Origin of the sequence: Streptomyces hyderabadensis (genome assembly GCF_020404845.1) — a bacterium.
Lineage (GTDB): Bacteria > Actinomycetota > Actinomycetes > Streptomycetales > Streptomycetaceae > Streptomyces > Streptomyces hyderabadensis.
The window spans coordinates 218,318-237,158 of record NZ_JAIOJZ010000002.1; the positions used below are offsets into that span (position 1 = coordinate 218,318).

Below are 18,841 nucleotides of genomic sequence, written 5' to 3' on the forward strand. Positions count from 1 at the left end.
GAGGGCGACTGGTCGCGGCGAGCGGGTGGAGGCGCCGCGGGTGCGGAAGGGCCGGGGGGTCAGGGGGTCAGTCGGTTGTGTACTTGGCGTCCGTGGGTGGGTCCAGGGCGAGGCGGTAGCCGCGTTTGACGACCGTCTGGATCAGCTTCGGGGTGCCGAGGGACGTGCGGAGGCGGGCCATGGCGGTCTCGACGGCGTGTTCGTCGCGGCCGGTGCCCGGCAGGGCGCGCAGCAGCTCCGCGCGGGGCACGACCCAGCCGGGCCGCCGGGCCAGGGCGCGCAGCAGGGACATGCCGGCGGGCGGCACGGTCCGCAGCTCCCCGTCGACGAGCACCGCGTGTCCGCGGATCTCCAGCCGGTGCCCGGCGACGGGCAGGGCCCGGGCGCGGGCCGGCAGTTCCTGGCAGAGCAGCTGGACGAGGGGCCCGAGCCGGAAGCGCTCGGGCTGGACCGTGTCGACGCCGTGCGCCTGGAGCGGCACCGCGGTGACCGGCCCGACGCAGGCGGGCAGCACGTCGTGGCCGAACGCGGCGAGCAGCTCCGGCAGCAGGCCCCGCTCCTCGGCCCGGCCCAGCAGGGACGCCGCGGCGGGCGCGCTGGTGAAGGTCACCGCGTCCACGCCGCGCGACACGGCGGCGTCCAGCAGCCGGTCCACCGGCCCGAGGTCCTCCGGCGGCAGCCAGCGGTACACCGGCACGCCCACCACCTCGGCGCCGCCCTCCCGCAGCGCCTCCACGAACCCCGGCAGCGGCTCCCCGTGCAGTTGCACGGCGATCCGGCGGCCCTCCACCCCCTGTTCCAGGAGCCGGTCCAGGACCTCGGCCATGGACTCCGAGGCGGGCGACCACCGCTCGGTCAGCCCCGCGGCCCGTACCGCGCCCTTGACCTTGGGCCCGCGCGCCAGCAGCTCCACCGTGCGCAGCCGCTCCAGCAGCGTCTCGCCGAGCCCCCAGCCGTCGGCGGCCTCGACCCAGCCCCGGAACCCGATGGCGGTGGTGGCGACGACGACGTCCGGTGCCTGGTCGACGATGCGTTTGGTCGCGGCCATCAGCTCGCCGTCGTCGGCCAGCGGCACGATCCGCAGCGCCGGCGCGTGCAGCACGGTGGCACCGCGCCGCTGGAGCAGCGCGCCCAGTTCGTCGGCCCGGCGGGCGGCGGTCACGCCCACGGTGAACCCGGCCAGGGGGCCGTGGTCGGGTCGCTGCGTTCCCTCGTCCATGCCACCCGCCTCGCTTACGTCGTCCATCGCCCGCCGCGCTCCGATCCGTTCACACCCGCGTGCACAGTCACGTGCCGACCGAGCCTGTCAACGGTGCGTGACAGGCTCGGTTCGGCCTCATGTCACCAGTGTTACGTCACACCTCCGCATAGCTGCGCCGCGCCTCCGTCCGCGCCGCTCCCGCCCGCGCATCGCCGCGCACGGCGGGGCGGCGGAGGTATACCGCCCACGTCACCACGATGCACACGGCGTAGCAGGCCAGGAAGGCGACGAAGGCACCGGTGCCCGACCCGGAGGAGAGGAAGGACTGGCGGAAGGCGAGGTTGATCCCGACGCCGCCGAGGCCGCCCACCGCACCGATCAGCCCCATCGACGCACCCGACAGGCGCCGTCCGTGCAGTACGGCCGCCTCGCCCGTCAGCCCGCGCGCCAGCGCCTTGGAGTGGAAGATGCCCGGGATCATCTTGAACGTCGAGCCGTTGCCGAGCCCGCTGAGCACGAACAGCACCACGAACACGGGCACGAACAGCGCCAGCGACTTCTCCATGCTGGCCAGGACGAGCACCGCGGTGGCGGCGGCCATGGCGACGAAGTTCCACAGGGTGATCCGCGAACCGCCGTACCGGTCGGCGAGCCTGCCGCCCAGCGGACGGACGAGGGAACCGAGCAGCGGGCCGATGAACGTGAGGTACGCGGCCTGCAGCGGCGTCCGCCCGAACTGGGTGGTCAGCACCTGTCCGAAGGCGAAGCTGTAGCCGATGAACGAGCCGAAGGTGCCGACGTACAGCACCGACATGATCCAGGTGTGGGCGTCCCGGGCCGCGTCCTTGGCGGCCCCGGTGTCGTTCTTCACCGTGGTGAGGTTGTCCATGTAGCGCGCGGCGAGGACGACGGCGACCAGGATCAGCGGGATGTAGATGCCGAGCAGCACCCGGGGCCCGCCGTTCGCCCCGATGATCGCGAGGGCGACGAGCTGGATGACGGGGACGCCGACGTTTCCGCCGCCGGCGTTGAGGCCCAGCGCCCACCCCTTCTCCCGGAGCGGGAAGAAGGCGTTGATGTTGGTCATGGACGAGGCGAAGTTGCCGCCTCCGATCCCGGCCAGCAGTCCGATCAGCAGGAACGTCGAGAAGGACGTCCCCGGTTCCATCACGACGAAGGCCGCGACCGTCGGGACCAGGAGCAGGCTCGCCGAGACGATCGTCCAGTTGCGGCCGCCGAAGACCGCGACGGCGAAGGTGTACGGCACCCGCACGACGGCACCGACCAGGGTCACCACGGAGGTCAGCAGGAACTTGTCGGCCGGTGACAGCCCGTACTCCGGGCCCATGAAGAGCACCAGCACGGACCACAGCGTCCAGACGGAGAACCCGATGTGCTCGGAGAGCACGGAGAAGAACAGGTTCCGCCGGGCCGTTCGCCGCCCCGTCTCCTTCCAGAAGGTCTCGTTCTCCGGATCCCAGTGCTCGATCCAGCGTCCGCCACGGGCTTTCATCGCGCCTCCACGGTGCTCCACAGCTCGGTGGCGCCGACGCTAGGCAGGGCGCGTTTCGGGCCGGTGGGGCTGTGGATGACCGGCAGGGAACGTTGCTCTCACCCGGCGCGGAGGCGGGGTGAGAGATCGCGGTCAGCCCTGCGGGTGCTGGGGCTGCCAGTGCGGGTTCTGCTGCGGGTGGCCCTGCGGCGGGTACGGCTGCTGCCCCTGCGGGGGCGCGTACGGCTGCTGCGGCTGGGCGTACGGCTGCGGGGCCTGCTGCGAGGGGTAGGGCGGCTGGGGCGCGTAGGGCTGCTGGGCCTGCGGGGCGGGCTGGGGCGCGTACGGCTGCGGGGCCTGCGGTGCGTACGGCTGCGGCGGTGCGCCGTACGGCTGCTGCTGCGGCGGCTGGGCGGCGTACGGGCCCGGGGCCGGCTGCCCGTAGCCACCCGGCGCGGTGCCGAACGGGTTCCCGTGCCCCGGCAGCTGCCCGCCGGGCGGCAGGTACCGCACCCGCCCGGTCTCGTCGGCCAGCGGCACGAACCCGGCCGCCTGCAGCCGCGCCGCGAACTTGGCGTTGCGCTTGCGGGTGACGAGGAAGCCGAGGCCCAGGGCCACCATGAGGACCAGCCAGATGATCCCGGCGAGGACGAAGTCGTCGGACGAACCGCCCTCGCGGTAGGCGAGGACCACACTGGCGACGGTGGCGCCGAGCGCGCCGTAGCCCATGTTCTTCTGGGCGTTCTTGCCAGTGAGGTCGAAGTTGATCCGGGCCTTGAGGAGTTCGAAGGCGTCCGGCACGAGCGGCGGCAGCGACACGCCGTCACCGGCGTTCGGGTACTGCGCCCAGTTCTGCGCGGCCCGGGTGCGGGCCTGCGGGCTCGGGTCGGGGACGAGCAGCATGGTGAGCGCGGCGTTGTTCCCGCCGCTCTGCCGCACGTCGGCGTACTCATACCCGAACTGCTGGGCGACGAAGGCGAGCTTGGCGAGTTTCTTCACGGACGACATCCGGCTGGTGAGCTGGACCGGCTCGCCGCTCGCCATCAGCTCCAGCATCTTCTGCGTCTGCCGCTTGCTCATCCCGCTGCTCCCCCTGACCGGCTCACGCCACCCTGTTCACTCGCGCAACCGGGGCAGTCTCGCACGGCGGGCCGACACCCGTCAGCCCCGGTGCGGCGCGCGGCCCCGGGTGCGGAGCGTCAGCCCCGGTGCGCGGCGCGGGCCCTCGGCTGCTTCGCTGCCGTGCGTTTGCCGCCGTCCGGCCACAGCTGGGGCCTGCGCTTGGCGGCCACGTCCTCCATCCAGCCGAACCAGACGATGCAGCTCCCGATGAGCAGCCAGGCGATGACCAGCACCGGCCAGGGGCTCTCCAGCAGCCACGGGACGTTCTCGTAGATGGCGTCGAAGCCCCACAACTGGTCCCAGAGCGTGGCCGCGACCAGGATGCAGACGTTGTGCCACAGGTAGATCGTCACCGCGCGGGAGTTGAGCAGGGTGATCAGCCGGTCCCAGCGGCGCAGCCGGCGCGGCCACTCGGTCCACGACGGGCTGACGTGCAGGAGCAGCAGGACCGTGGCGAAGGACCAGACGGCCTGCGCGAAGGGGATGGAGTCCAGGTCGTACCCGGTCTTGAAGCCCTCCCTGAAGGCGTACCAGAGCCCCAGTGCGGCGATCACGGGAGCGACCGAGGGCACGACGTAGCGCGGCAGCCGCTTCAGGATGCCTTCCTGGTGGGCCATGCCGAGGATCCAGCAGGCGCCGAAGGTGCTGAAGTCCGTGAGCGCGGACGGGAAGCGCTCGCCCGGCAGGTTCAGGTAGCCGAACTGGAAGGCGGCGGACAGCACCAGGGGCGCGAGGATCGTCAGCCACGGCAGGGCCCGCAGCGCGCGCAGCAGGACCGGGGAGAGCAGGACGTACCAGAGGTAGGCGCGGATGTACCAGAGCGGCCCGCCCAGTTCCGCGGCCCAGTCCTCGCCCAGGATGCCGTGGATGCCCGGCACGCTCTCGGCGAAGGGCGGGTCGCTCAGCGGCAGGATCCAGTAGACCAGGTGGAACCACCACCAGCCCGGGTGCCCGTCCTCGTTCGGCCCCCAGCCCTGCAGCACCATGCCGGTCACGCCGACGACGCCCAGCAGCCACAGCGGCGGCAGCAGGCGGCGCATGCGGCTGCGGACGACCTGTACGGCCGGCCGCTTGAGGCTGCGGGCCATCAGGTTGCCCGCGAGGGCGAACATCACGCCCATGGACGGGAACACCACCGGCAGCCAGGCCCAGCCCATCAGGTGGTACAGGACCACGCGGAAGAGGGCCACCGCCCGGAGCAGGTCGAAGTACCGGTCGCGCACGGGAGCGCGCCGGGCCTGCTTCGGCCGGGGCTCCGCCGGTACGGCGGTGTCCGTGCCGACGGGCGGCTGGAGGGGTGGTGCGGTCATGTGCGGGGCGCTCCGGGTCGGACCAGGCAGGGGTGGGGCGGGGAAGCCGGCCGCGGCGGGCGGCCGCGTCGGGTCGTAGGGCGGGGTGGTCATCGCACCGGCCTCCCGTCCATGGCCCCGGACCGCCGCTGGGGCGGGATGCCGTCGGCGCCGGGCGGCGGCGCGGACACCCCGCCGCTGCGCCGCAGCTTCTGCCAGCGCAGCCGGCCGCCGGTGAGCGCCGTGATCCAGGACTGGAGCAGCACCACGTACATGATCTGGCGGTACAGGATCTGCTGGAGGGGCAGCGAGATGAGCGGGGTCAGCTTCTCCCGGTCCAGCCGGAAGGCGTAGGCGGCGCAGACCGCCTGGATGGCCAGGACGCCGAGCCAGGCCACGATCGTCTTCTCGGTGGGTCCGAAGACGATGCCGTAGAGCAGGAAGACGTCGATCAGCGGGGCGAGCAGCGGGGCCAGCACCATGAACAGCGAGACGAACGGCAGGCCCACGCGGCCGAAGCGGCCCGAGGGGCCCTTCTCGATCACCGCGCGGCGGTGCTTCCAGATGGCCTGCATGGTGCCGTACGACCAGCGGTAGCGCTGGGACCACAGCTGGCTGACGGACTCCGGGGCCTCGGTCCAGGCGCGGGCGTTCTCGGCGTAGACGACCCGCCATCCTGCGCGGTGCAGCGCCATGGTGACGTCGGTGTCCTCGGCGAGCGTGTCGTCGCTCATGCCGCCGATGGGCTCCAGGGCGGAGCGGCGGAAGGCGCCGACCGCGCCGGGGATGGTCGGCATGCAGCCGAGGACGTCGTACATCCGGCGGTCCAGGTTGAAGCCCATCACGTACTCGATGTGCTGCCAGGCGCCGATGAGGCTGTCCTTGTTGCCGACCTTGGCGTTGCCCGCCACCGCGCCCACCCTGGGGTCGCCGAAGGGCTGGACGAGTTCGCGGACGGTGGAGGGTTCAAAGACGGTGTCGCCGTCCATCATCACGACGATGTCGTAACGGGCGTTGGCGAGGCCGCGGTTGAGCGCGGCGGGCTTGCCCGCGTTGAGCTGCCGGATCACCCGGACGCCCGGCAGGCCGAGCCCCTCCACGATGCGGGCGGTGCCGTCGGTGGAGCCGTCGTCGATGACGACGACCTCGACCGGATGGTCGCTCGCCACCAGGGAACGCACCGTGTTCTCGATGCACTTGGCCTCGTTGTACGCCGGGACCAGCACCGTGACCGGTTCGGTGACCGCCGGGCCCCAGCGGAAGCGTCGGCGCCGGACCCGGCGGGCGTGTACGCCGGACAGCAGCAGCATCAGGACGAAGCGCCCGATGACCAGCGTGCCGATGATCGCCAGGCCCACCACCAGGACGTCGGTGAGCTTCTCCGAGGCCTGGACCAGGAAGACCCACGCCTTGCCCTTCCACAGTTCGGCGCCGGTCACCGGGGACATGGCGCTGGGCGCGTCCAGGGCCTCGGTGAGGTTGTCGAACTCGTAGCCCTTCTTCTTCAGGTCGGGCAGGAACCGGTCCAGGGCCTGCACGGTCTGGTGGCGGTCGCCGCCGGAGTCGTGCATCAGGACGATGGCGCCCTTGCCGCGGTGCGGGGTGGCGCGCCGGATGATCTCGTCGACGCCGGGCTTCTTCCAGTCCTCGCTGTCGGTGTTGTTGACGACGGTGATGTAACCGCGGCTGCCGATGTACTCGGTGACCGGCCAGGACTTGTTGTCCATGGCGTCGGCGAAGGAGGAGTACGGCGGGCGGAACAGCGAGGTGCGCACCCCGGCCGCGCCGGTGAGCGCCAGCTGGTTCTGCGACAGCTCCCAGTCGATGCGCTTCTTGGACTGGAAGGAGAGGTCGGGGTGGTTGAAGGTGTGCAGGCCCACCTCGTGGCCCTCGTCGACCATGCGCTGGACCAGGTCGGGATAGCGGGAGGCCATGGTGCCGGTGACGAAGAAGACCGCGTGCGCGTCGTGCTTCTTCAGCACGTCCAGCACCCGCGGCGTCCAGGTCGGGTCCGGGCCGTCGTCGAAGGTGAGGACGAGCCGGTGGTCGGGCACGCTCAGGCTCTCGGTGCGGCCGCCGCGCACGTCGATGACGGGGCCGCCCTCGAGGATCTTCTGCGGCACCTTGTCGGTGGCGGCGGGCGGCTGGACGCGGTGGTCGGCGAGGATCTCGCTGTGCACGTAGCCGCGCAGCATGAGCATCGCCACCAGGGCGACCAGGACGAGCAGCGGAAGCAGCAGGCGCAAGGGCACACGACGGCGGGAGCCCTCACGGGCGTTGCGTGCGGCCCCGTGACGGCGGGTGCGGGATGCCATCAGAGGGTGTTCTCCGGGGACAGATGAGGGGACGTGGAGGTGTCGGCCGGGCCGGCGACCACGACGGGTGCGCCGCCCTGGCCCGCGAGGGGGTCCGGGGCGCCCGCGCCGTTGGCGTTGGTGCCGCCGCCCGTGCCCGGGTCGGTGCCGGTGGTGGAACCGCCGGTGGGCGCGGTCGGTTCGACGGAGGTGCCGTCGCCGCCCGTCGGGGCCGACGGGTCCGTGCTGTCGGGGGGCGGGACCTGGGTCGACTGCGTCGGGTCCGGACCGGTCGCGCCGCCGCCCTGGTTCTGGTCGGTGCCGGGCGCCGAGGTCTTCGGGGCGGCGCTCGTGCCGGGCTGTCCGGTGGCGCCGCCGGTGACGCCGGAGGTGCCGGACGCGGGTGACTCGACGCCCGGTTCGGTCGTCGCGCCGGCCCCGGCCGAGGGCGTGGCCTGCGGGGCGGTGGTGCCGGTGCCGGTGGGCTGCGCCGACTGCGAGGGCTGCGGGGTGGTGTCGACCTGGCCGGCCGGTGCGCCCTCCTCCTGGCCCGGTACGGGCATCCACGGCGCGTCGGAGTTGCCGGAGAGCAGCGTGGAGACGATGACGACGGCGTAGACCGCGCAGGCGACGGCGACCAGGATGCCGAGGCGGCGGTACAGGCGGTTGCGGCGGCCGGACGCGTCGACGAAGACGGGCCCGTCGGAGGCCTCCGGGCCGCTCTTGCGGTGCCCGCCGTCGGCCCGCAGCAGCACGCCGTCGCCGAGGTGGACGGCGTCGAGCTGCACGGTGACCTCGTGCGGATCGTGAGTGTGCCCGGCGTCCGCCTCCGGCGTCTCCTGCCAGGGATCGCGCAGCGCGGCGGTGGCGGGCCCGGACGGGAGCGGCGACGCGGGGTCTTCCCCGGGCCCGGAGAAGACCCGCGTGGGAGCCCCCGACGCACCGGCACCGGCGGGCGGGAGCACGGCCGTCCGCTCGAAGTCACCGCCGGACCCTGCACCGCGGCCGGGACCGGTGCCGGGACCGAAGTCGCGGGCGTCGGCTGCCGCGGCCCCCGGGGCGCCACCACCGGTCGGCGGCAGCACGGCGGTCCGGTCGAAGCCGGGGTCGGGACGGCTCCCGGGGACAGAAGCGCGGGTGTAGCCCGTTCCGGGGGTGTAGCCACTCGCGGAGCCGGAGTCGCGGGCGTCGCCCACCGCGGGCCCCGGGACGCCACCACCGGTCGGCGGCAGCACCGCCGTGCGGTCGAAGTCGGGCCCGGAGCCTGCACCGCGGCCAGGACCGGTGCCGGGGGCGGAGTCGCGGACCCCGGCTGCCGCGGGCCCCGTGGCGCCACCACCGGTCGGCGGCAGCACGGCCGTGCGGTCGAAGTCGGAGTCCGGACGGCTCCCGGGGACAGAAGCGCGGCTGTAGCCCCTCCCGGGGGCGGAGCCGCGGGCGTACCCGCTCGCGGAGCCGGAATCGCGGGCGTCGGCTGCCGCGGCCCCCGGTGCGCCACCACCGGTCGGCGGCAGCACGGCCGTGCGGTCGAAGTCGGGTCCCGTGTCGACACCCCGGCCGGGACCGGTGCCGGGGGCGGAGTCGCGGGCCTCGCTGTTTCCGGGGATTCGGGAAGTCCGGGGAGACGGGTCGAAGGAGTTGGGGATCGGGGCGGTGGGGCCGGGGTCCGCCGCGGGCGGGGCGGCGGGCGTGCCCCAGGTTATGCGTCCCCGGGCCAGCGGGTCCGGGGACGGCTGGCGGGGGGCGCGGCCGCCTATTCGGGAGCCCGGGCCCTCCGTGCGGCCGGCGTCGGAACTCCCGCGGCCGCGCGGACCCGCACCGGAGTCGCCGAACCACCCCGAACCCGGCGCGGTCACCGGGGGTTCCCCTGCCGACGGGAGGGGGCCGGCCGGGGGCAGCACCTCGGTGGCGTCAGCATCTCGTCCGGCCTCCGACCGATCAGGAGCCCCGGACTCGGCCTCAGGCCACTCCGGTTGGGCGTCTTTTTGCCAATTCTTCACGCGCGCGCACTTCCCCCCACGGAACACTTCCGGGTGCGCATACGACTCCGAGCACTCGTCGGCCGAACCGGCCCCCACCAGCTTCGAGCGCCCCCTGTATCACACCGTGCTCAGGCAAAGAATGTAGCGCACGCGGAGGATGTGTGGTGGCCGCGTGTCACTTGTGGACGGACATCACAGCGGCGTCGGCGGCCGGAATCCACCCCCCGTCGGGAAGCTCCAGCCAACCCTTTTCGGTCGCGACCTGCGACGCCGCCCGGCGCAGCGCGTCGAGCGCGGGATGCACCAGTCCCTTTCGCCACACGAGCGAGACCGGCGACAGCGGCACGGGATCGACGAGCGGGCGGACCACCGTCGCGGCCATGGCCGGAAAACTCTCCACGGCGAGGATCGGATTGCGCGTCTTGTCCATGATGCGCTGGAACTCCTCCTCGCCGACCGCCAGCGGCGCGGGGGACGCCACCTGGATGCCGCGCCCCTCGAACAGACGCTGCGCGAGGTCGGTCCACTCCGGCGTGCGCGGGTTGCCGGCCCCGGCGTACACGGCCTCCCCGGCGAGTGCGGCGAGCGGCACCCTCGGCAGCCGGGCCAGCGGATGGTCCTCGGGCAGGACGACCGCCATGGGCTCCAGGCGCACCGGCTGGTGACCGAGTCCGGCCCGCAGGGCGGCGGGCAGTCCCGCGAACCGGCCGAAGGAGGCGTCGAGTCGACCCGCGACCAGCTCACCGGCCGCGTGCGTCAGTCCGCTCTCGTAGCGCGCCATCAGCTCCTGCTCGGGCGCGAGCGCACGGGCCCGCGCCAGCACCAGGCGACCGGTGACCAGCCCCGGGGAGTTGAGGTCGACCAGCAGCGGCCGGGCCTGCCCGAACGCGGCCAGCAGGTCGTCCTGCGCCTGGAGGACCCGGCGGGCGTACGGCAGCAGCCGCTCGCCGTCGGCCGTCGGCGTCACCTGCCGGGTGGTCCGGACGAACAGCTCGGCGCCCAACTCCCGTTCCAGACGCCGCACATCCCGGCTGAGCGCCTGCTGGGCGACGTAGAGGCGGGCGGCGGCGCGGGTGAAGTGCAGCTCCTCGGCGACGGCGACGAAGGCGCGGAGGAGGCGCGGGTCGAGGTGGGCGGGTGCGGACATCCGGCGAATTTACAACGCTGGTGCGTGAATGGCCACGGAGAAGGTGTTGGACCCACTGATCGTCCCCGGGCGACGGTGGACGCATGCCGCAACCGACTCCCGCACGCCCGTCCCGTCCCCCTCACCCGGCCCCCTTCCTGGCCGTCACCGCCGACACCCTGGTCGCGGCCGACTTCCGCCCCCGTACCCGGCGTCGGCCGCCCGGCCCGTACCGGCGGCTGCTCTCCACCCCCGGCGCCCGGGCGTTCACGCTCGGGAACCTCATCGCCCGGCTGCCCATGGGCATGTTCAGCGTCAGCGCGGTCGTGATGATCGCCGGCACTCGTGGTTCGTACGCCCTCGCCGGCGCCGTCACCGCGACCGGCCTCGCGGCGACGGCGCTGGTCGCCCCGTGGACCGCGCGGCTCGTGGACCGGTACGGACAGGCCAGGGTGGCCCTGCCCGCCACGCTCTTCGCCGCGCTGGGCTCCCTCGCGCTGCTGCTGTGCGTGCGGTACGGGGCGCCCGCCTGGACGCTGTTCGCCGCCTACGCCGCGACCGCGACCACGCCCAACACCGGCGGCATGGCCCGCGCCCGCTGGGCCCACCTGCTGAAGGGAGACGCCGACGCCCTGCACACCGCGAACTCCTTCGAACAGGCCGCGGACGAACTGTGCTTCATGCTCGGGCCGGTCCTCGCGGCGTTCCTGTGCACCTCGCTGTTCCCGGAGGCGGGCACGCTCGTCGGCGTGGTCCTGCTGGTGACCGGCATGCTGCTGTTCACCGCCCGGCGTTCGACCGAGCCCCCGGCCCGCCCGCGCCCGACGGCGAAGGCTCCCTTCCGGGCGCCGGGCATCCCGTCACTGCTGGTGGTGTGCCTGGCGGTGGGCGGGGTGTTCGGCGCCATGGAGGTCGTCACCATCGCCTTCGCGGACGCACAGGGTCACCGCGCGGCCGCCGGTGTGGTCCTCGCCCTGCAGGCCGCCGGGTCCTGCGCCGCGGGTCTGCTCTACGGCGCGATCAAGCCCGCCGGCCCGGCCGAGCACCGCCTGCCGTGGTGCGTGGCCGCGATGGCCGCCCTGCTGACGCTGCCGCTCCTCGCGGCCTCCCTCAGCGGGTCGCTGCCGCTGCTGGCGCTCACGCTGCTGGTCGGCGGGATGGCGACGGCCCCGACGATGGTGACCACGATGACGCTGGTCCAGCACCGCACCCCGGAGGGCCGACTGAACGAGGGCATGACCCTCGCGGTGACCGGCCTGCTCGGCGGCATCGCCTGCGGCAGCGCGGCGGGCGGCTGGACGGTGGAGCACGTCTCCCCCACCGCGGCCTACGGCGTACCGGTCACGGCGGCGGCAACGGCCCTGCTCCTGTCCCTGCTGCCGACCCGGCGAACCCGGTGAGGGGGTGCGGGTGGCGGAGCCCCCGCGCCGCGCGGCGCAGCCGCGCAAAAACGACGAGGGCGACGTGGCTCGCGCTTACCGCGCGAGCACACGTCGCCCTCGACCTCGTGGAGATGGCGGGAATCGAACCCGCGTCCAACGGTGCGGAACCAGGGCTTCTCCGTGTGCAGTCCGCTTCGATTTTCTCGGCCCCGGAGATCACGCGGACAAGTCTCCGACGGGCTCAGTCACTGTTTGGTTTCCCTCTTCACCCCGTGACCGGGATCAAGGTTTAGTCCCCTAGCTGATGCCAGGATCCGGGTCGGGAACATCCCCGGGCTGACACTCCCTTAGTAGGAGGCTCGCTTCGCTACCTGAGATCAGGCAGCGAGGGCGAAGGCCTGCTGGGAGGAATCGCGCTTGGTGTTGGCGATTATTTTTTTCGGCCTGTGGTTTACGAGATCATGGCCGCTTCCTCGACACGCTTCCCCTGCTTCGACAGCCGCTGTCGAAACCGATCATCCCCATGTTGATTTTTCAAGTCCTCCGAAGAGGGGCGCGCACCCGCTGTGAGGTGCAGGTGCCATCGTACGTGAACAACGCGTACCGGTGCCAGCCTATTCCGGCGGGCCTCAGGCCCGCTGCTTGCGCCGGATCGCCGAGATCGTCCGCTCCGCCTCGCGGCGGTCCTGCTTCTCCCGGAGGGTCTGGCGCTTGTCGTACTCCTTCTTGCCGCGCGCCAGTGCGATCTCGACCTTGGCCCGCCCGTCCTTGAAGTAGAGCGCCAGGGGCACGATCGTGTGACCGGTCTCCTGGGACTTCGACTCCAGCTTGTCGATCTCCACCCGGTGCAGCAGCAGCTTCCGCTTGCGGCGGGCGCTGTGGTTGGTCCAGGTGCCCTGGCTGTACTCGGGCACGTGCACGTTGTGCAGCCACGCTTCCTGACCGTCCAGCTGCACGAAGCCGTCGACCAGCGAGGCCCGCCCCTGGCGCAGCGACTTCACCTCGGTGCCGGACAGCACGAGGCCGGCCTCGTAGGTGTCGAGGATCTGGTAGTCGTGCCGCGCCTTCTTGTTCTGCGCGATCAGCTTGCGCCCTTTTTCCTTAGCCATAGTGCGGTCCATTTTGGCACTACGGAGGGGCCTGGCGGAAAGCCGATTACGCGGTCGGCCCGAGCCCGCTCAGCACCGTCCGGGCCCGCGCGAGGGCGGCCGGGTCCGCCGGGTCGACCTCCAGGTCGGGCGTGATGCCCGTGCCGTCGACGCCGCGCCCGGAGGGGGTGCGGTAGTGCCCGACGGTCAGCTCGGCCACCGAGCCGCCGGGCAGCCGGCTCGGCATCTGCACCGAGCCCTTGCCGAAGGTGCGGGAACCCAGGACGACCGCCCGGCCGCGGTCCTGGAGGGCCCCGGCGAGCAGCTCGGCCGCGCTCATCGTGCCGCCGTCGACGAGCGCGACCAGGGGTCTGGAGGTGTCGCCGCCGGTTCCGGCGTGCAGGGCCCGCTGGTCCCCGTCGACGTCGTACGTGGCGACCAGGCCGCCGTCGAGGAAGGCGGAGGCGGCGGTGACGGCCTCGGTGACCAGGCCGCCGGAGTTGCCGCGCAGGTCGAGGACGACCCCGGCGCCGGACGGCACCCGGGCCACGGCATCGCGCACCTGGGCGCCGACCCCCTTGGTGAAGGAGGCGACCCTGACGACGGTGAGGCCGTCGGCGAGCGTGCGGACGGTCACGGGGTCGGTGGACAGCGTGGCCCGGCGTACGGTCTCGGTCCACGCGCGCGTGCCGCGCTCCAGGCCCAGCCGGACGGCGGTGCCGGCGGGCTCGGCCTCGGCGTCGCCGCGCAGTATGGAGACGACCTCGGTGACCGGCCGCCCGTCGACCCGCTCGCCGTCGACGCTGCGCAGCCGGTCGCCCTCGCGGATCCCGGCGTCGGCAGCGGGCGAGCCGGAGCGCACCCTGGTCACCTGGATGCGGCCGTCGCGCTCGCGGCGCGCGGAGAGCCCGACGCCGGTGTACCGGCCGTCGAGGGCGTCCTCCAACTCCTCGTACTCGCCCTCGGAGTAGACGGCGCCCCAGCGGTCCCCGCTGCGGGAGACGGCGCGTTCGGCGGCCTCCACGGGGGACTTGCCGTCGGCCATGGCCTCGGCCGCCGCGCGGGCGACGTCGTCGTGGCGGGCCTGCTGACCGGCCGGGGCGGCCGAACGGGCGGTGCCGGGCTCGGACTTCCGGTCCGGACCGGGGAGCGAGCCGGTGGCCGCGCCCGCGACGAGCACGCTCGCGAACACCAAGGTCAGGGCGGCCCCGTGGCGCACGCGACGGGGCTGACAGAACAGGTCACGACCTGACATGCCGGTGAGTCTAGGACAACGCGTGAGGGCCGCACGGTCCCTTGACCGCGCGGCCCCCTTGGTATGCGTCACACCTTCAGGTACTTGCGCAACGCGAAGAACGCCGCCAACGCCGGCATCAGCAGACTCACGGCCAGGATGAGCGGGAGCTTGGTCAGCACCGCGTCCCAGCCGATGAAGTTGATCAGGTTCAGCTTCTCGGACAGGGCGAGTCCGTGGTCGATGATGAAGTATCTGGCGATCACCAGGAATCCGCAGGCGACACCACCGCCGATGAGACCGGCGACCGCCGCCTCCATGATGAACGGCGCCTGGATGTAGAAGCCGGAGGCGCCCACGAGGCGCATGATGCCGGTCTCCCGGCGGCGGCTGAACGCCGAGACGCGCACGGTGTTGACGATCAGCATCAGGGCGACCACGAGCATGAGGGCCATCACCGCGCGGGCGGCCCAGTTCATGCCGTTGAGGAGACCGAAGAGGTTGTCCAGGATGCCCTTCTGGTCCTGCACGGACTGCACGCCCTCACGACCGTCGAAGGCGGTGGCGATGACCTGGTACTTCTCCGGGTCCTTCAGCTTGATCCGGTACGACTCCTGCATCTGGTCCGGCGTGAGGGAGCTGGCCAGCGGCGAGTCGCCGAACTGCTCCTTGTAGTGCTTGTACGCCTCGTCCTGCGACTCGTAGGTCACCTTCTCGACGACGGCCATCTCGTCGAGGTCGGACATGATCTGCTTCTTCTGGTCCTCGGTCACCGCGCCCTTGGCGCAGTTCGGGTCGGACTCGGCGTCGCTCTTGTTGCAGAGGAAGACCGAGACGTTGACCTTGTCGTACCAGTAGCCCTTCATGGTGTTGACCTGGTCGCTCATCAGCAGCGAACCGCCGAACAGGGCCAGGGACAGGGCGACCGAGACGATGACCGCGAAGGTCATCGTCAGATTGCGGCGAAGACCGACACCGATCTCCGAGACTACGAACTGGGCGCGCATGGCGTCTCGTTAAGCCTTTCGTTCCTCGTCGTCTGTGGCTCGTCAGTGCTGGTAGCCGTAGACACCGCGTGCCTGGTCACGGACGAGGCGGCCCTTCTCCAGCTCGATGACGCGCTTGCGCATCTGGTCCACGATGTTCTGGTCGTGCGTGGCCATCACCACGGTGGTGCCCGTCCGGTTGATCCGGTCGAGCAGCTTCATGATGCCGACCGAGGTCTGCGGGTCGAGGTTGCCCGTGGGCTCGTCGGCGATCAAGAGCTTGGGCCGGTTGACGAACGCGCGCGCGATGGCGACGCGCTGCTGCTCACCGCCGGACAGCTCGCCGGGCCTGCGGTCCTCCTTGCCGCCGAGTCCGACGAGGTCGAGGACCTGCGGCACGGACTTGCGGATCTCGCCGCGGGACTTGCCGATGACCTCCTGGGCGAAGGCGACGTTCTCGCCGACCGTCTTGTTCGGCAGCAGGCGGAAGTCCTGGAAGACCGTCCCCAGCTGGCGCCGCATCTGCGGCACCTTCCAGTTGGACAGGCGGGAGAGGTCCTTGCCCAGCACGTGCACCTGCCCGTGGCTGCACCGCTCCTCGCGGAGGATCAGCCGCAGGAAGGTGGACTTTCCGGAGCCGGAGGACCCCACGAGGAAGACGAACTCGCCCTTCTCGACCTCCAGGGAGACGTCCCTGAGGGCTGGGTGGCTCTGTTTGGGGTAGACCTTGGAGACGTTGTCGAATCGGATCACGGATGCACCACGGGTCGCCGGGGGTAGATGTGCGTGACCATACGCGAACCGGGGAGCCGACCGCAGTCACCGGTCGGGGTTGCGCATCAGTTGCGTGTTTTGTCCCTGCGGGAGGGCGCGCGGGGCCCCGTGGAACCTGGCACAGTGGAAGGGGAACGTTCGTGTCGTTGCGGGCGTTCTTCGGAACAGAGCCGGTGGCAAGGAGGGCGAGCGCATGACGTACGACCGGTTGGTGTGCGCGAACTGCGCGGCGCCCGTGAGTGAGGGCAGGTGCCCGGTGTGCCGGGCCAACCGCGAGCGGCTGCAGCAGGAGAGCAACCCCTTCGCGGGGCTGAATCCGGCGACGCTGATCGCGCTGCTGGCGGTGCTGGTCGCGGCGGTGGCCCTGCTGGCCCACCAGACCGTCTGAGGGGCCGGGAGCGGCCCTCAGGCCCGCCAGGACGCGACAGAGGGTTTCGCGGGACCGGAAGGCACGGAAGGGGCCTGGAGCGATGAAGCTCCGGGCCCCTTCGGCTGCGTGCGCGGTGCGTACGCGGACGGCTACCGTCAGGCAGCAGCCCCGCCGCGGCCGTTCATCAGGCGCGGGAGGAAGCGGAAGCCGATGCCTCCGGCGATCATCGTCGCGGCGCCGACCAGCAGGAACGTGGTCTCCGCGGCACCGGTCTCGGCCAGCTCCTCGCCGCTGCCCTGGGCGGCGGCGTCGGAGGCCGGGGCCTCCTCGCCGGTGTCGGTCAGCGCGGAGGAACCCTCCTCCTGGGCGACGTTGTCGTTGCCGCCGCCGTCGGGGGTGGTGTTGTCGCCGCCGCCGGTGCCGCCGGAGTTGCCCCCGTTGCCGCCACCGTTGTCGCCGCTGCCGCCGCCGTTGCCGGAACCGCCGTTGTTGCCGGAACCGCCGTTGTTGCCGTTGCCGCCGTTGTCACCGGCGCCACCGTTGTTGCCGTTGCCGCCGTTGTCACCGGAACCGCCGTTGTCGCCGCCCTCGGAGGTGCCGGTGGAGGTGCCCTCGGACGTGCCCACCGAAGTGCCCTCGGACGTGCCCACCGAGGTGCCTTCCGACGTCCCCTCGGAGGTGCCCTCGGAAGTACCCTCGGACGTCCCTTCCGAGGTGCCCTCGGAGGTGCCTTCGGACGTGCCCTCGGAAGTACCCTCCGAGGTCCCCTCGGACGTGCCCTGCGAGGTGCCCTCGGTCACGCCGACGATGGCGTTGCCCTCGGTCGCACCGCCGTCCTCCTCGCCGCCCTGGACGCTGACGCCGAGGCCGAGACCCTCGTCGTCGGCGCTGGCGCTCACGCCGATGTCGAGCGCCGAGGCGGCACCCGCGGCGGTCAGGGAGGCACCGGCCGCGATCACGGCGCCGGCCGCTATGCGCGCGACACGGATGCGCGTCTTCTTCGTCATGTAGTTGCTACCCCCAGTAGCCGATTAGTCGGTGAGGCCGCACTCGGGGGCCGTGATCGACGGGGGTGGCTGCGTGTGTGCTCAAGCCCCCCGGTTCACATGCGCCCCAGAAATACGCATGCCGCGCCTCACCATTCCGAATGTTCAAAGCAACGTCAAGGCCATTGCGTACGCGATGTCCAGGTACGGGACGTATGCCGGACACAAAGGGTGTGAGTGTGATGCAAAACCCAGACATCACCGGCGAACAACGGGCAGACAAAAGGCAACTGCCGCCCGGAGAGCGGCAGTTGCCTTGTCGACAAAGCGGCGACTTGGCGCGGTGCTACTTCTCCTGCTGCTTGCGCCAGCGAATGCCGGCCTCCAGGAAACCGTCGATCTCGCCGTTGAACACGGCCTCGGGGTTACCCACTTCGTGCTCCGTGCGGAGGTCCTTGACCATCTGGTACGGGTGCAGCACGTACGAACGCATCTGGTTGCCCCAGGAGTTGCCCCCGTCGCCCTTCAGGGCGTCCATCTTGGCCTGCTCCTCCTGGCGGCGCCGCTCCAGGAGCTTGGCCTGGAGGACGTTCATGGCGGTGGCCTTGTTCTGGATCTGCGAGCGCTCGTTCTGGCAGGAGACGACGATGCCGGTGGGGATGTGGGTGAGGCGCACCGCCGAGTCGGTGGTGTTGACGCCCTGGCCGCCGGGGCCGGAGGAACGGTACACGTCCACCCGCAGCTCGGACTCGTCGATCTCGATGTGGTCGGTCTGCTCGACCACGGGGAGGATCTCGACGCCCGCGAAGGAGGTCTGGCGGCGCCCCTGGTTGTCGAACGGCGAGATGCGCACCAGCCGGTGCGTGCCCTGCTCGACCGAGAGGGTGCCGTAGGCGTACGGCGACTGCACGGCGAAGGTGGTCGACTTGATGCCGGCCTCCTCCGCGTACGAGGTCTCGTAGACCTCCGTCTTGTAGCCGTGCTGCTCGGCCCAGCGCAGGTACATGCGCTGCAGCTTCTCGGCGAAGTCGGCGGCGTCCACGCCACCCGCCTCGGCGCGGATGTTGACGAGCGCCTCGCGCGCGTCGTACTCGCCGGAGAGCAGGGTGCGGACCTCCATCTCGTCCAGCGCCTTGCGGACGGCCGTCAGCTCGGACTCGGCCTCGGCGCGGGTGTCCGGGTCGTCCTCCTCCTCGGCCATCTCGAAGAGCACCCCGAGATCGTCGATCCGGCCGCGCAGGGCCTCGGCCTTGCGCACCTCGGCCTGGAGGTGCGAGAGCTTGCTGGTGATCTTCTGTGCCGCCTCCGGGTCGTCCCACAGGGAGGGCGCGGCCGCCTGCTCCTCGAGCACGGCGATGTCTGCCCTCATCCTGTCGAGGTCCAGGACGGCCTCGATCGACTCCATGGTCGAGGAGAGGGACTTCAGCTCTTCGGATACATCGACGACTGCCACGCATCCAGCGTAACGGCTCCGGCCGGCGGTCCACGCCCGGCGGGGGTGCGGGCGCGGACCGC

General features: G+C 72.0%; 15 protein-coding genes and 1 other RNA gene. 2 read left to right on the forward strand and 14 right to left on the reverse strand.

Going from position 1 to position 18,841, the window contains the following annotated elements; genetic code table 11:
* Nucleotides 1-67 precede the first annotated feature (67 nt).
* The 7 genes from K7854_RS03320 to stgR form a co-directional block, all read right to left on the reverse strand.
* A complete protein-coding gene (locus K7854_RS03320) occupies nucleotides 68-1,219 on the reverse strand; it encodes a uroporphyrinogen-III synthase (RefSeq protein ID WP_226024817.1) in 1,152 nt (383 codons plus the stop codon).
* 136 nt (nucleotides 1,220-1,355) lie between these two features.
* Nucleotides 1,356-2,714, reverse strand: a complete 1,359-nt coding sequence (locus tag K7854_RS03325) for a NarK family nitrate/nitrite MFS transporter (RefSeq protein WP_226024818.1) — start codon at nucleotides 2,712-2,714, stop codon at nucleotides 1,356-1,358.
* A 132-nt stretch (nucleotides 2,715-2,846) separates the two neighbouring features.
* The gene (locus tag K7854_RS03330; RefSeq protein WP_226024819.1) at nucleotides 2,847-3,773 is read right to left on the reverse strand and encodes a hypothetical protein; all 927 of its coding nucleotides are present in this window, start codon (nucleotides 3,771-3,773) and stop codon (nucleotides 2,847-2,849) included.
* 119 nt (nucleotides 3,774-3,892) lie between these two features.
* On the reverse strand, nucleotides 3,893-5,125 hold the full coding sequence (locus tag K7854_RS03335) for an acyltransferase family protein (RefSeq protein ID WP_226024820.1): 1,233 nt from the start codon (nucleotides 5,123-5,125) through the stop codon (nucleotides 3,893-3,895).
* An 89-nt stretch (nucleotides 5,126-5,214) separates the two neighbouring features.
* A complete protein-coding gene (locus K7854_RS03340) occupies nucleotides 5,215-7,419 on the reverse strand; it encodes a bifunctional polysaccharide deacetylase/glycosyltransferase family 2 protein (RefSeq protein ID WP_226024821.1) in 2,205 nt (734 codons plus the stop codon).
* Nucleotides 7,419-8,753 carry a hypothetical protein gene (locus K7854_RS03345; RefSeq protein WP_226024822.1) on the reverse strand — a complete coding sequence of 445 codons (1,335 nt, stop codon included), beginning with the start codon at nucleotides 8,751-8,753 and terminating at the stop codon, nucleotides 7,419-7,421. The genes K7854_RS03340 and K7854_RS03345 overlap by 1 nt, the downstream gene beginning before the upstream one ends.
* 802 nt (nucleotides 8,754-9,555) lie before the next feature.
* Entirely contained in the window at nucleotides 9,556-10,527 is a 972-nt protein-coding gene (gene stgR / locus K7854_RS03350) for a LysR family transcriptional regulator StgR (protein WP_226024823.1), read from the reverse strand.
* A gap of 83 nt (nucleotides 10,528-10,610) precedes the next feature.
* Between stgR and K7854_RS03355 the strand changes: the two genes are divergently transcribed.
* Complete coding sequence (locus K7854_RS03355) at nucleotides 10,611-11,906, forward strand: MFS transporter (protein ID WP_226024824.1); 1,296 nt, start codon at nucleotides 10,611-10,613, stop codon at nucleotides 11,904-11,906.
* Between the two features lie 105 nt (nucleotides 11,907-12,011).
* Here K7854_RS03355 and ssrA read toward each other — a convergent pair.
* From ssrA to ftsE, 5 genes are all read right to left on the reverse strand, one after another.
* Nucleotides 12,012-12,411: a transfer-messenger RNA gene (ssrA, locus tag K7854_RS03360) on the reverse strand.
* A 106-nt stretch (nucleotides 12,412-12,517) separates the two neighbouring features.
* Entirely contained in the window at nucleotides 12,518-12,997 is a 480-nt protein-coding gene (smpB, locus tag K7854_RS03365; protein WP_226024825.1) for an SsrA-binding protein SmpB, read from the reverse strand.
* 46 nt (nucleotides 12,998-13,043) lie between these two features.
* Nucleotides 13,044-14,231, reverse strand: a complete 1,188-nt coding sequence (locus K7854_RS03370; RefSeq protein ID WP_226024826.1) for a S41 family peptidase — start codon at nucleotides 14,229-14,231, stop codon at nucleotides 13,044-13,046.
* Nucleotides 14,232-14,299: 68 nt separating this feature from the next.
* Nucleotides 14,300-15,217, reverse strand: coding sequence for a permease-like cell division protein FtsX (gene ftsX / locus K7854_RS03375; protein WP_226024827.1), 918 nt, complete (start codon nucleotides 15,215-15,217; stop codon nucleotides 14,300-14,302).
* Between the two features lie 42 nt (nucleotides 15,218-15,259).
* Nucleotides 15,260-15,949, reverse strand: a complete 690-nt coding sequence (gene ftsE, locus K7854_RS03380; protein ID WP_019325705.1) for a cell division ATP-binding protein FtsE — start codon at nucleotides 15,947-15,949, stop codon at nucleotides 15,260-15,262.
* Between the two features lie 214 nt (nucleotides 15,950-16,163).
* Here ftsE and K7854_RS03385 point away from each other — a divergent pair, with 214 nt between their 5' ends.
* Nucleotides 16,164-16,358: a hypothetical protein gene (locus K7854_RS03385; RefSeq protein WP_226024828.1), complete on the forward strand. Its 195-nt coding sequence runs from the start codon at nucleotides 16,164-16,166 to the stop codon at nucleotides 16,356-16,358.
* A gap of 137 nt (nucleotides 16,359-16,495) precedes the next feature.
* On the opposite strand, the gene K7854_RS03390 is transcribed toward K7854_RS03385, so the two are convergent.
* Nucleotides 16,496-17,347, reverse strand: a complete 852-nt coding sequence (locus tag K7854_RS03390) for a hypothetical protein (RefSeq protein ID WP_226024829.1) — start codon at nucleotides 17,345-17,347, stop codon at nucleotides 16,496-16,498.
* A 325-nt stretch (nucleotides 17,348-17,672) separates the two neighbouring features.
* Entirely contained in the window at nucleotides 17,673-18,779 is a 1,107-nt protein-coding gene (gene prfB / locus K7854_RS03395; protein ID WP_226024830.1) for a peptide chain release factor 2, read from the reverse strand.
* Nucleotides 18,780-18,841: the final 62 nt, after the last annotated feature.